At 28.3% G+C, this 14,001-nt stretch carries 12 protein-coding genes; 10 read left to right on the top strand and 2 right to left on the bottom strand.

The annotated features are described in order from the left end of the window. The first annotated feature begins 5 nt into the window (after positions 1-5). The 10 genes from ACAG39_09935 to ACAG39_09890 all read left to right on the top strand — a co-directional run bounded on the left by ACAG39_09935 (position 6) and on the right by ACAG39_09890 (position 9,909). Complete coding sequence (locus ACAG39_09935; protein ID MEZ0537550.1) at positions 6-1,040, top strand: C4-dicarboxylate ABC transporter; 1,035 nt, start codon at positions 6-8, stop codon at positions 1,038-1,040. 25 nt (positions 1,041-1,065) lie between these two features. After that, positions 1,066-1,296, top strand: a complete 231-nt coding sequence (locus ACAG39_09930) for a thioredoxin family protein (GenBank protein MEZ0537549.1) — start codon at positions 1,066-1,068, stop codon at positions 1,294-1,296. Positions 1,297-1,418: 122 nt separating this feature from the next. Continuing rightward, positions 1,419-2,321, top strand: a complete 903-nt coding sequence (gene murB / locus ACAG39_09925) for a UDP-N-acetylmuramate dehydrogenase (protein ID MEZ0537548.1) — start codon at positions 1,419-1,421, stop codon at positions 2,319-2,321. Positions 2,322-2,344: 23 nt separating this feature from the next. Beyond that, complete coding sequence (gene rapZ, locus ACAG39_09920) at positions 2,345-3,211, top strand: RNase adapter RapZ (protein MEZ0537547.1); 867 nt, start codon at positions 2,345-2,347, stop codon at positions 3,209-3,211. Positions 3,212-3,229: 18 nt separating this feature from the next. Beyond that, positions 3,230-4,537, top strand: a complete 1,308-nt coding sequence (gene yvcK, locus ACAG39_09915; protein ID MEZ0537546.1) for a uridine diphosphate-N-acetylglucosamine-binding protein YvcK — start codon at positions 3,230-3,232, stop codon at positions 4,535-4,537. A gap of 25 nt (positions 4,538-4,562) precedes the next feature. Then, the gene (gene whiA / locus ACAG39_09910; protein MEZ0537545.1) at positions 4,563-5,525 is read left to right on the top strand and encodes a DNA-binding protein WhiA; all 963 of its coding nucleotides are present in this window, start codon (positions 4,563-4,565) and stop codon (positions 5,523-5,525) included. Next, positions 5,515-5,802, top strand: coding sequence for an HPr family phosphocarrier protein (locus tag ACAG39_09905; GenBank protein MEZ0537544.1), 288 nt, complete (start codon positions 5,515-5,517; stop codon positions 5,800-5,802). Before whiA ends, ACAG39_09905 begins: the two co-directional genes overlap by 11 nt. Before the next feature lie 54 nt (positions 5,803-5,856). Then, a complete protein-coding gene (locus ACAG39_09900) occupies positions 5,857-7,074 on the top strand; it encodes a homocysteine S-methyltransferase family protein (protein ID MEZ0537543.1) in 1,218 nt (405 codons plus the stop codon). An 11-nt stretch (positions 7,075-7,085) separates the two neighbouring features. Next, entirely contained in the window at positions 7,086-8,897 is a 1,812-nt protein-coding gene (locus ACAG39_09895; protein ID MEZ0537542.1) for a bifunctional homocysteine S-methyltransferase/methylenetetrahydrofolate reductase, read from the top strand. A gap of 61 nt (positions 8,898-8,958) precedes the next feature. Beyond that, complete coding sequence (locus ACAG39_09890; protein MEZ0537541.1) at positions 8,959-9,909, top strand: ROK family protein; 951 nt, start codon at positions 8,959-8,961, stop codon at positions 9,907-9,909. Positions 9,910-10,087: 178 nt separating this feature from the next. Here the strand turns inward: ACAG39_09890 and ACAG39_09885 are convergent, their stop codons facing one another. Then, entirely contained in the window at positions 10,088-12,547 is a 2,460-nt protein-coding gene (locus tag ACAG39_09885; protein MEZ0537540.1) for a glycogen/starch/alpha-glucan phosphorylase, read from the bottom strand. A gap of 20 nt (positions 12,548-12,567) precedes the next feature. After that, on the bottom strand, positions 12,568-14,001 hold the full coding sequence (gene glgA, locus ACAG39_09880) for a glycogen synthase GlgA (protein MEZ0537539.1): 1,434 nt from the start codon (positions 13,999-14,001) through the stop codon (positions 12,568-12,570).

Genomic DNA, 14,001 nt, shown 5'->3' with positions numbered 1-14,001 from the left:
TATTCATGAAGAATATTATAAAGAATTTTTGGCCATCATGGTTTGTTGTAAATATGGGAACTGGTATTGTTATTAATTTATTCTCTGCATTAAAATTTTCAAGTATTAGTTATATTTTAACTATATTAAATATTAGTCTGTTTTTTTCGATATTTGTGATATGGATAATTAGATGGTTTGTTTTTTTCCAAGATGTAAAAAATGAATTTAAAAATTTATCTCTTTCAAACTTTTTTGTAACTATGCCTATTTCTTTAATGATATTAGGCTTAAACGTTCAAGCTAACAGTAATTATTTTGGTTCAAAATTTACAGTATATTTTTCTCTTATTTCATTTGTTTTAGGAATTTGCTTAATGTTAATATTTTCAGTAGCTATTACTGCTAATCAATTTATATCTGAGAATGTGAGCCATGAAATGTCAAACTTCTCTTGGTTTATGGCACCAGTTGGTAACTTAATTGTTTCAGTTCTTGGATATGAAATTGGTAATAAAATTGAGAATAATTATTTACGCGATTATATAATTTCAACATCATCTTTATTTTTTGGAATTGGATTATTTTTATTTTTTGTATATTTACCTATTTTGAAAAATTATTATATAATGAATTCTAAAATATATAATAAAGCTTTTCCAACAACTTTTATCCTTTTAGCACCTATAGGAGCAATAATTGTTGCATTTATTTCATTACTAAACAACATAAAAACAATAATTATTATAAACTTGTTAGATATTTTTAAATTTATTATTATTGGTATATGGGGTTTCGGATTCTGGATCCTTTTGCTATTGATTGTTTTGACCTTTTTTGCTTATAAAAAGAGTGTTCCTTTTAGCTTAACTTATTGGGCATATGTTTTTCCATTAGGAATATTTGCTTTAGCTACATTAAGGTTAAATAAGTTTTTATCATATGGTATTTTTAAAGAAATAGGCATTTTATTGTCAATTGTAACAATCTTTTTATGGCTAATTATTTTCATCTTAACTATTGTAAATGTTTTTAATAAAAAATTATTATATAGAAAATAAATATATCTTGAAAGGAGTAATAATAATGATTATTAAAGTACTTGGCGGAGGATGCGCTAACTGTAAAAAATTAAAAGAAAACACAAAAAAAGCATTAGATGAGTTGAATTTAGATGCAACAATATTAGAAGTAACAGATTATCAAAAAATTCTTGAATATGGTGTAATGAGAACACCAGCATTAGTTGTTGATGAAAAGGTTGTTTTGAGTGGAAGAGTTGCTTCTTCTAATGAAATCAAAAGATTTTTGCAATAATAAAACTATTAAAAAATCAAAATGAGGTTGTATTTTACAGCCTCATTTTTTATTTTAAAGTGATTTTTATTAAGAAATATAATATAATATCCATGAAGAATAATAAAAGGTGAGAATTAATGGTGAATTGTAGTGCTTTTTTTGAACAAAATGGTATTGAATTTTACAAAGACTTTAATATGAAAAATATAACTACTTTTAAGATTGGTGGAAAAGCTAAATATTTAGTTTACCCTGATAACATTGATAAATTAGTAAGTATAGTTGAATTTGCAGATGAGTCTAATACAAAATACGTTGTTTTAGGTAACTGCTCAAATATATTAGTTTCGGATTATGGTTTTGATGGCATTGTAATAATTACCTCAAAAATTAACAAATTTTTTATTGAGAATGATTATGTATATGCTGAATGTGGGGTATTATTGTCACAGCTATCACGAAAGGTTTGCGAATTAGGATTAACAGGCCTTGAGTTTGGGATGGGGATACCCGGGACTATTGGTGGAGCTGTATATATGAATGCTGGTGCGTATGGATATGAAATAAAAGATATATTAACTCATGTTGAAGTGTTAGATAATAGAGAAATAAAAAAATTATCAAATGAGGAGTTAAATTTTTCTTATAGACATAGTATATTACAAGATAATAATTTAATTTTATTAAAAGCATACTTTAAACTTAAGTTTTCGGAAGATCCGAATCTTCCATTAAAATTAGCAGGCCAAATGAATTTTAAAAGAAAAGAAAAGCAACCCTTGAACTTACCAAATGCTGGTAGTATTTTCAAGAGACCATCTGGTTATTATGCAGGTAAGCTGATTGAAGATGCAAATCTGAAGGGATTTAGAATTGGAGATGCTATGGTTTCTGAAAAACATGCAGGATTTATAGTAAATTGCGGAAGTGCAACCTCTACAGATGTTCTAAAATTAATAAAACATATTCAAAAAGTAGTTTTTGAAAATTATGGTGTGATCTTAGAACCTGAAATAAAATTAATAGGTAATTTTAATAATTAATATAAATTTTAAGGGTGATTATATTGAAAATAGTTATAATTAGCGGTATGTCTGGCGCAGGCAAGAGTTTAGCAATAAGAGCATTTGAAGATATGGGTTTTTTCTGTATTGACAACCTTCCGCCACAATTTTTAACCAAAATAACTGAATTAGCTTTTGCCTCTATGAGTAATATTAAAAAAATTGCTGCTGTTGTTGATATAAGAGGAGGTGAATTATTTTCTGATTTAATTAACGTTATTTCTGAAATGACTAATAATGGAATTGACTATGATATAGTGTTTTTAGATGCATCAGATGATGTATTAATTAAAAGATATAAAGAGAGCAGAAGGAAACATCCATTAATGGAAGAAAACGAAGGAAGGATTGCAGAGGCAATAAAACAAGAAAGAGAGCTTCTTAAAGATATCAAACAGCAAGCTACTTATATTATTGATACTTCTAATCTAAATCCAAAGGATTTTAAAGAAAAGCTAATAGAACTTTTCACAAATGGAAAAGAGATAGAAGAAACACTTTATATAAATGTGGCTTCTTTTGGTTTTAAATATGGATTGCCATTAGATTCTGATTTGGTTTTCGATGTAAGATTTTTGCCAAATCCATTTTATGTTGAAACATTAAAGCATAAAACTGGTGAAACAGATGAAGTAAAGGAATATGTACTGAAATGGGATGTAACTTCTCAATTTATTAATAAATTAAAAGATTTAATAATTTTTTTAATACCCAATTATATTGAAGAAGGAAAAACTCAACTTGTAATTTCTATAGGTTGCACTGGAGGTAAACATAGGTCTGTTGTAATAGCTAAAGAGATATATAATTTTATTAAAGAAAATGGCTACAAAGTTTCTATTTATCATAGAGATATAGCAAAGGATTAGAGTGAGAGGGGATATAATTTGGGAATAATACGAATTTTAAATAAACTGAAAAATGAGATAACCCTCTTAATTTTAGCATTTATATTCACAAATATTGCATTTTGTGTACGAATTTACTTAATAACTTCAATTAGAGTAGAAAGTTATATAAGAATTATTTCTTTAATATGTGGATTTCTTTTATTTATATATTCAATTTATTCATTACTGTTAAAATTGATTCAGTTTGTATTAAATAATGTGGATTATAAGATTGATAAGAAAGCTTTATTAAATACAATTTATAGAAAAAAGGTTTTAGAAAAAGGACCACATATTGTTGCAATAGGTGGAGGAACTGGTTTATCAACTATGCTAAGAGGCTTAAAAAATATTACTTCAAACATTACTGCTGTTGTTACTGTTGCTGATGATGGCGGAGGATCTGGTATTATTAGAGAAGATTTAGGGTTATTACCACCAGGTGATATTAGAAACTGCATTTTAGCATTAGCAAATACCGAAGAAATAATGCAAAAACTATTAAATTATCGGTTTAAAGATGGAAGATTAAAAGGACAGAATTTTGGTAATTTATTTTTGGCAGCAATGACGGGCGTTGCAGGAAGTTTTGAAAAAGCTGTTAAGTTAATGAGTGACGTTTTGGCTGTAAGAGGGAAAGTTCTGCCTGTTACATTAGATAATGTAAAACTTTGTGCTAAATTAGATGATAATTCAATTATTATTGGGGAATCGAAAATACCTGAAGAAGCTAAGAACAAAGCATGTAGAATTCAAAAAGTGTTTTTGTTGCCTGAAAATGCCAAGGTATTTAACGAAGTAATTGAAGAAATCAATAAAGCTGATGTTATTATTATTGGACCTGGTAGCTTATATACTAGTATTTTACCCAATCTTTTATTTAATGAAGTAGTTGATTCAATAAAGAAAAGCAAGGCTAAAAAAATATATATTGCAAATATAATGACACAACCAGGTGAAACTGATAACTATTCTTTAAGTGATCATATTAAAGCTATAGAAGGACACTGTGGAAAAATTTTTGATATTATTATTGCTAATAATGGAGAAATTCCATTTGACTTAAAAGAAAAGTATGAAAATGATGGCGCGATACCAGTAATAATAGATGATGATTTACAAAATGAATATATTGTTATATCAGAAAACATAGTTAGTACAAAAAATGGACTTATTAGACACAGTCCTAATAAACTATCAAGTACAATTAGTAAAGTAATTTTTGGTGAAGACATTATTGCAAAAAAAAGACTATATAGTATTAATAATTATTTAATAAAGAAATTACCAAAAAAGATAAAATAATATACATTTACGGGGGATATTTTAAATGTCTTTTTCTTCCAACGTGAAAAATGAAATTGCAAAAAAAATATCTCAAAAAAGTTGTTGCCGTCAAGCAGCAATTATGGCATTTTTAAAGTTTTCTGGGGATATTCAGATAATTAATAACTTTTTTAACATAAAAATTTCAACTGAAAATGCACAAACAGCCAAAGCATTTTTTTTATTAATGAAATCACAATTTAATAAACACTGTGAAGTTATGATAAGAAAAAACAGTAAACTTAATAAAAATTATTTGTATACAGTTATAGCTCCTGATAAAGGTGAGAATTTAAATATACTAAAAAAAATACAATTGGTCAAAAAACAAAAAAACCAATATATAATTAATGATAAAATATCAGAAGATTTAGTAAATAAAAAATGTTGTAAAAAAGCATTTTTACAAGCATTGTTCCTTTCATGCGGGTCAATTACAAATCCAGAAAAAATGTATCATTTAGAATTTGATATTAAAAATCACAATGATGCTTTTTTGGTAAAAAACTTATTGGAAATGTTTATTGGTGAAGCGAAAATGGTTGAAAGGAAATCCCATTATGTAGTATACTTAAAAGAAGGTGAACAGATAATTGATTTATTAAATATCTTAGGGGCACATATTGCACTTCTTGAATTAGAAAATATTAGAATTGTGAAAGAACTTAGAAATAATGTGAATAGATTAGTCAATTGCGAAACTGCAAATCTTGAGAAAACTATTAATGCTTCTGTAAGACAGATTGAAAATATAGAGTTTATTGATAAAACAATTGGTATTGATAATTTGCCTGAAAATTTACAGGAAATTGCGAAGCTTAGGCTTAAATTTCGTGAGGCATCATTAAAAGAATTAGGTACTATGCTTCAGACTCCATTAGGTAAATCTGGCGTTAATCATAGACTTAGGAAAATTGATAAAATCGCAGAAGATCTTAAAAAAGGAGGAGTTTTTTATGATAAATAAACAAATAGTAATCGAACATCCCATTGGAGTATATTCTAGACCGGCAGCATTACTTGTTCAGGTTGCGAGCAAATTTTCATCATATATTTGGATAGAGAAGAATGAAAAAAGAGCAAATGCAAAAAGTATAATGGGTTTGATGTCACTTGTTTTATGCGAAGGAGATAAAATTAATTTAATTGCTGACGGGACTGATGAAAATATTGCAATTGAAGCTATCGAAAAGTTAATAAATTCTAATTTTGATGAGAAGATGGTTGAGGAACTAACCAAATAATCTTCTTAGCTGCCAAAGAGCAGCTTTTTTTATATACAAAAAGGGGTGGATTGTATGAATTATGATAAGATAATGATTTTTGATGGGGCTATGGGTACTCAGCTAATGAATAAAGGCTTAACTGCTGATCAATGTCCTGATTATTGGTCAATTATCAAACCAGATATAATAAAGGAGATACATCAAAGCTATATAAATGCAGGGTCTGATGTAATTGAAACAAATACATTTGGTGCAAATAGGGTCAAATTAAAAAAGTTTAATCTTGATGATAAAGTTGAACAAATAAATATTGCAGCTGTTACTTTAGCAAAAGAAACTGCTAGCAATAATACCTTAGTTGCTCAATCAGTAGGACCAACAGGCGAAATATTAAAGCCAATAGGCGATTTTGATTTTGATACTGCTGTCGATGTATTTTATGAACAGATATTAGCGGGGCTTAAAGCAGGTGCTGATATTATATCATTAGAAACAATGTCTGATATTAGAGAAATGAAAGCAGCATTTTTAGGATACCTTTATGCAAAGCAAAAGTTAAACTCTAACGCTTTAGTTATAACATCATTTACGTTTGAACAGAATGGTAAAACCTTAATGGGTAATTCTCCTGAGGTAGTGTCATATACATTAAGTTTTATGGGGGCAGATATTGTAGGAGCTAATTGTTCTGGCGGACCTGATTTATTATTAAATGTAATAGAAAAAATGTATCAATTTTCATTGAAGCCTTTGAGTGTTAAGCCAAATGCAGGAATACCAAAAAGTATTGATGGGCAAACAGTATATGAAAATTGTGTACCTGACTTTTTAAGACTTGCTAATTCATTTATTAACAATGGAGTTAGATTATATGGTGGATGTTGCGGAACAACACCAGAATATATTTATGAGTTATCTAAAAATCTAAAAGGGAAAGAAATGCCTATTGCTATAAATGCAAAACCAAATTATATTACTTCATTAACAAGAATAGTTGATATTAATAATATCAACAAAATCGAACATTTAGAAATTGACAACAATTATTCTGAAGACATAATTTACGATTTAATAGGCGTAGAAGCTGATGCAATTGAGATAATTATAAAAGAAAACATATCTAATGATATTATTAAAGAATTTCTGATAAACTCTCAAAATATACTAAAAATACCATATATATTTAATTTAAAAGATAATACACATATTGATATAATTGATAAATACTATTGTGGAATATATGGCATTAAAAATAATATAAATTCTAAATTTGGAGTTAAAATCAATTAAATGGAGGGAAAATATTGAAAGATTTTAGCAGATTGTTTGAAAAGGGATATGTGCTTTTTGATGGTGCTATGGGCACACAATTAATTAATTATGGTTTTTCAACAGATTTACCTTTAGAATCAGCTAATATAAAAAATCCTGAGATAGTTGAAAAAATTCATAAAGAATATTTAGATGCAGGCTCAGATTGTATTGAAACCAACACATTTGGTGCAAACCTTTATAAATTAAAGAAATATGGAATTGAAAAATCATTTGAAGAAATAAATTATAAAGCTGTCCAAATAGCAAAAAAATGTGTTAATGATGATAAATTCGTTTTTGGTAGTATTGGCCCATTGGGGAAACCAGTAGGGGAAGGTTTTGATATAAGTGAAGATATCGCTAAAAACTATATTAAAAGGCAACTTGAAGTAATTTTACAATCTGGTGTTGATGGTATTATTTTTGAAACAATGCATTCAACTAAGGAAGCATATATTGCAATTAATTCACTTAGAGAGATAGATAGTAATATTCCTTATATCGTTCAATTTTCTTTTTCTAAAGATTTTAATACAATATATGGTGAGGATATTTATAATGTTGTTGAATTTTTAAAAAGTATTGATAGCCCTTATGTAGGATTAAATTGTGGGAATGGACCAATGCAGACATTAGAAGCTCTAAAAATCTTTGCATCTATTCTTAATGATAAGATTATATCAGTTCAGCCAAATGCTGGTTATCCTCAAATAGTTCAAGGCAGAATAGCGTACTCAATTGATGTAAATTATTATGCATCATTTGCTCAAGATTATTTAAAATATGGAGCAAAAATAATTGGAGGATGTTGTGGTACAACTCCAAATCATATTAAAGAAATAAAAAAAAGATTATCAGAAATTAGTGTAACTACAGAGATTGAAACAATAATAAGTAAAGAAGAAGTATTAATTACTAAGGATGAACCATCTGATTTAAGTAATAAATTAGGGAAAAAGTTTGTTTTTTCTGTTGAGATTAGTCCACCAAAAGGAATTGAACTTGAAAAATTAAAAGAAGGTGTAAAACTACTTAAACAAGCTGGTGCAGATACAGTAAATATAGCTGATTCTCCCATGGCAAGAGTTAGGATTTCGCCTATTGCATTAGCTCATATATTACGAGAAGAAATAAATATTGAATCAATTCTTCATTTTACTTGTAGGGATAGGAACATTATAAGTTTACAATCTGAACTTCTTGGAGCAGCAGCATTAGGTGTCAAAAATGTTTTAGCTTTAACAGGAGATCCACCTTCAATTGGAGATCACCCAAATGCTAAGCCGGTTTTTGATGTTAATTCTGAAGGACTTGTGCTAATTATGAATAAGTTAAACAATGGAACTGATTTTATGGGAAATAAGATTGGAAAAGCTACTAATTTTACAATAGGTGTGGCATTAAATCTTAATGCAGAAGATATTAAAAGTGAAATTAAAAAATTAAAAAATAAGATACAAAATGGAGCTAATTTTATTGAAACTCAACCAATTTATGATGTAAATATTATAAAAAGATTTTTTCAATATGTTGATTTTGATATTCCACCAATATTAGGTGGAATTTTGCCATTACGAAGTTATAGACATGCAGAATTTCTGCACAATGAAGTACCTGGGATTACTATACCAGATGAAATAAGACAAAGGATGAAGGAGGCTTCTGATCCTATTAAAGAAGGCATTGAAATTGCATATGAAATTGCTTTGTCAATAAAAAGCTTTGTTCAGGGAATTTATATTATGCCACCCTTTGAAAAGTATGAAATGGCTGCTGAAATAATTAAAAGGCTTATTTAAATGAATTTATTGCTATGTTATAATTAATATTAATTTTTAAAATTTAGAGGAGGAAGATTAAATGTATTATATAGGTATTGATTTAGGTGGTACAAATATTGCTGCAGGAATTGTTGATGAGAGTGGTAAAATACTTAAAAAAGGTTCTGTTCCAACAGGAGCTCAAAGACATTATACAGAGATCATGAAGGATATGGCAGAGCTTTCTTTAAATTTGATAAGAGAAGTCGGATTATCTGTTGATGACGTTCACTCAATCGGTATAGGAAGTCCTGGTACACCAGATAATATCAATGGCAAAATTCTATACAGTAATAATATTGCCTTTCTTGATGTTCCTATGAGAGAAGAAATTCAAAAATATATAAATAAACCTGTTAATATTGAAAATGATGCAAATTGTGCAGCTTTTGGAGAATACATAGCTGGTGGTGCTAAAGACAGTAAGATATCAGTAACTGTTACATTAGGTACTGGTATTGGTGGTGGAATTATTATTGAGGGGAGAATATTTACAGGCACCAACCATGCAGGTGCAGAACTTGGGCATACAGTTATCTGTGTAGATGGTGAACAATGCACTTGTGGTAGAAAAGGTTGTTGGGAAGCGTATGCTTCAGCTACTGCATTAATTAGAATGACAAGAGAATCAGCTGCAAGAAATATTAATGGCACAATAATGAAGTTAGTGAATGGGGATATTTCAAAAATTGATGCTAAAACTGCATTTGATGCAAAACGCTTAGGAGATGCAGAGGGTGAAAGGATTGTTGATTTATATACTAAATATTTAGCAGAAGGATTAAGCAATATATATAACATATTTGAACCTGAAGTAATATGCATTGGTGGGGGAGTTAGTAAAGAGGGTGACTACTTATTAGATCCTGTAAGAAAGATTGTGTATGATAGAATATATTGCAAACAATTGCCAAAACCAAGAATTATTCCAGCTGTTCTCGGGAATGATGCAGGAATAATTGGAGCTGCACTATTAGCAAAGCAAATATAAATATGTTATAAGATTTGAGATAATATTAATTTTGTTTAAGAGCAGTGAACAAATAAAAAAAGTTATATGAAAAATAAAAAATCAAAGGCTACCTATTAAACATATTCCATTAAGGTTATAAGTATTATAAAAGATACTATTAAATGGAATATATCGGAAATGGTAGCCTTTACTTTTTTTAATTTGGGATAACTATTTTTTTAATCTTCCATATATCATTAGCATATTTATTTATTGTATTATCACTTGAAAAAACCCCTGATGCAGCTATGTTATTAATCATCATTTTTCTCCATTTCCTCTGATCTTTATAAAAATTATCAATTAATAAATGTGCTTGATGGTATGAATCAAAGTCTTTCAAAACAAAATATTCATCATTGTATGTGATTAAGTGATGATAAATTTCAATAAATTCATCTTTTGGTACATCAAAAAAGTTACCTATTAATTGATCAATAATTTTTTTCAATCTTTGGTCTTTTTGATAAAGTTCAAAAGAACTATAACCACCGTTTTTATAATAATCAATTACTTCTTCAGCTCTTAGACCAAAGATTACTATATTTTCTTGCCCTACTGCTTCAAGTATTTCAATGTTAGCTCCATCTAATGTTCCAATAGTTATTGCACCATTCATCATAAATTTCATATTTCCAGTTCCTGAAGCTTCTTTAGAAGCTGTGGAGATCTGTTCACTTACATCTGCACAAGGAATAATCTTTTCAGCTAAAGAAACGTTATAATTCTCTAAAAAAACTACTTTTAGTTTGTTGTTTACATCAGGATCTTTATTAACTTTATCAGCTATAGTATTTATAAGTTTTATAATTTTTTTTGCTAAAAAATATCCAGGTGCGGCCTTTGCTGCAAAAATAAATGTTCGTGGATAGAAATCAAAATTAGGGTTTTCTTTAAATACATTGTATAAATACATTATATGAAGTGCATTTAATAACTGCCTTTTATATGCATGTAACCTTTTAGCTTGAATATCAAAAATAGAATTTGGATCAACATCAATGTTATATTTTCTTTTTATATAATTAGATAACATTACCTTGTTGTTAAACTTAATATTTGCAACTCTATCTTGAATATATAAATCATCTTCAAAATCTTTAAATTTCCTCATTTTTATAGGATTTTTAACCCAATCATAACCATTTAAAACCTCAACAAGAAGATCAGCTAATGGTGTATTTGCTTCTATGAGCCATCTTCGGTGTGTTATCCCATTTGTTTTATTATTAAATTTATAAGGATATATATCATAAAAATCTTTAAATATTTGTGTTTGCAGTATTTCAGTATGAATCTTTGCAACCCCATTTACAGACTTACTACCTATTACAGATAAGTGTGCCATATTTACATATCCATCTTGAATTATAGCCATTTTACAAGCCTTATTCCAATCCCCATTATATTTTTCCAAGACCCATGAACAGAATCTTCTATTTATTTCTTCAATAATTGTATATATTCTTGGCAAAAGAGATTTCAACAAATCAATAGGCCATTTTTCTAAAGCTTCAACCATTATTGTGTGGTTTGTATATGCAATTGTATTTGTGGTTATTTCCCATGCTATTTCCCATGATAGTCCTTCGTCGTCAATTAATATTCTCATCATCTCAGGTATAACAAGGGAAGGATGCGTATCATTTATTTGAATAACTACAAATTTCGGCAAATCATATATTGGTTTACCCTTCTTTTTAAAGGTTCTTATAATACTTTGTACACCAGCACTTACAAAGAAATATTCTTGTTTTAACCTTAAAATTCTATTCTGTTCATTAGTATCATCAGGATATAAAACTTGCGAAATTGATTGAACTAAATATTTATATTCAACAGCTTTAATATAATCGCCTGAAGAAAACGATGTAAAATCAAAGTCTCGCTCGACAGGTTCAGCACTCCATAATCTTAAAGTATTTACAGTATTACAGTTAAAGCCAATAACTGGAATATCGTATGGCACAGCCAAAACTGACTCATAATTTTCGTGAATGGCTTTTAGTTTACCATCAATAACCTCAAATCTTACATTACCTCCGTATCGAACAGTTATAGCCCTATCACTTCTTTTTACTTCCCAAACATATTCTTTTGATAGCCAATTATCAGGTACTTCAACTTGATATCCATTAACCAATTTTTGCTCAAAAAGACCATAGCTATATCTAATACCATTACCATGACCTGGGTATCCTAAAGCAGCCATTGAATCTAAAAAACAAGCTGCAAGACGTCCAAGTCCACCATTACCAAGTCCAGGTTCTTTTTCTGCCTCTTCAATTTCTTCAAGAGATATATTAAGCTCTTGTAGTGCTTCTTTACATACATCTCTAATACCAAGGTTTATTAAATTATTAACTAATAGCCTTCCAAGTAAAAATTCAATAGAAAAATAATAAACTTGTTTAACCTCATCTTTAATATATTTTTTATTTGTTTTCATCCATCTTTCAAATGTATATTCTTTGATAAGTTCTCCTAAAGCTAAATATTTTTGATCAAGTGTAGCTTCATTTATATCAACAGCAAACATTCTAATAACTTTATTTTCAAAATCTTCCTTGATCTTTTGCTTTAATGTATTTCTATCTAAGTCTTTGATGCTTTTCATCAAAAAGCCTCCTAAAATAATTATTTTAATATACTGCTATATAATCTTTTGTATTCCTGAGCTGAATGTTTCCAACTGTTATCTTGTGACATTGCTTGTTTAATTATTTGGTTCCATAATTGAGGATTTTTAAAAATTGATATTGCATATTTTATTGTGTTCAACAATTCAAATTCATTATAATTTGAAAATGAAAATCCCCATCCTTCTCCTGTATATTGATTATATGGTTTTACAGTATCTCGAAGTCCACCAGTTTCTCTAACAATCGGAATACTACCATATCTTAAAGCAATTAATTGAGATATTCCACATGGTTCAGTATGTGAAGGCATTAGGAACATATCAGAAGCAGCATATATCTTTCGAGACAAATCTTCACTATAACAAATATTTGCTGATACTTTCGATGGATATGACATTGCATAATATTTAAACATTTGTTCGTATTCAAAATCACCTGCTCCAAGTATTACAAGTTGTATATCAAATCTAAGTATATCTTCCATTATCTTTTGTACTAAATCAAAACCTTTTTGAGAGGTTAATCTTGAAACAATACCAATTAAAGGTATATCAGGACTTATAGGAAGATTTAATTCTCTTTGAAGCAATAATTTATTTTCTTTTTTATCATTAATACTATTTACATCATAATTTTTATATATATAACTATCTGTTTTTGGATTATATATCTCATAATCAATGCCATTAATTATTCCAACAAGTTTATCTCCTATCCCAGACAGTAACCCATGAAGACCTTCTCCATATGATAATGTTTTTATCTCATTTGAATATGTCTTAGAAACTGTAGTGACTTTATCTGAGAATATAATACCACCTTTTAAAAATGAAATACCTTCATAAAATTTAAGATTATCTTCGCTATAATAGCCATCATTTAATGACAATAAATCGCTTAAAACTTCTTTACCAAATATTCCTTGAAATTTAAGATTATGAATTGTCAATACAGTTTTTATTATTTTATGTTTTTGAGAATTTCTATAGTGTTCATTTAAAAGAACAGGTATTATGGCAGTATGCCAATCATTTACATGAATAATATCAGGTTTTAAATCATCTATGTGATTTATTGTTTCAAGAACTGCTCTACTAAAGAAAGAAAACCTTTCACCATCATCATAGTAACCATAGTAACCTGGTCTTTTGAAGTAATACTCATTATCGATAAAATATACTGGAATTCCATCTATTACAAGATATTCAATTCCGCAATATTGGTTACGCCAGCCAACAGGAACATTGAAATGAGTAATATGTTTCATTTTACTTAAAAAATCATAATTTATATCACTGTATTTAGGCATTATAATCCTTACATCAACATTTTCATTTCTCAGAGCTTTTGGCAAAGCATATGCAACATCAGCCAAACCTCCACTTTTTGCAAAAGGAAAACATTCTGATACTGAGAATAAGACTTGCAT

The sequence above is a fragment of the Caldicellulosiruptoraceae bacterium PP1 genome (genome assembly GCA_041320695.1).
Classification (GTDB): Bacteria; Bacillota; Thermoanaerobacteria; order Caldicellulosiruptorales; family Caldicellulosiruptoraceae; genus JBGGOQ01.
The sequence above is the reverse complement of the archived record's forward strand: the minus strand, read 5'-3'. Positions and strand labels throughout refer to the sequence as shown.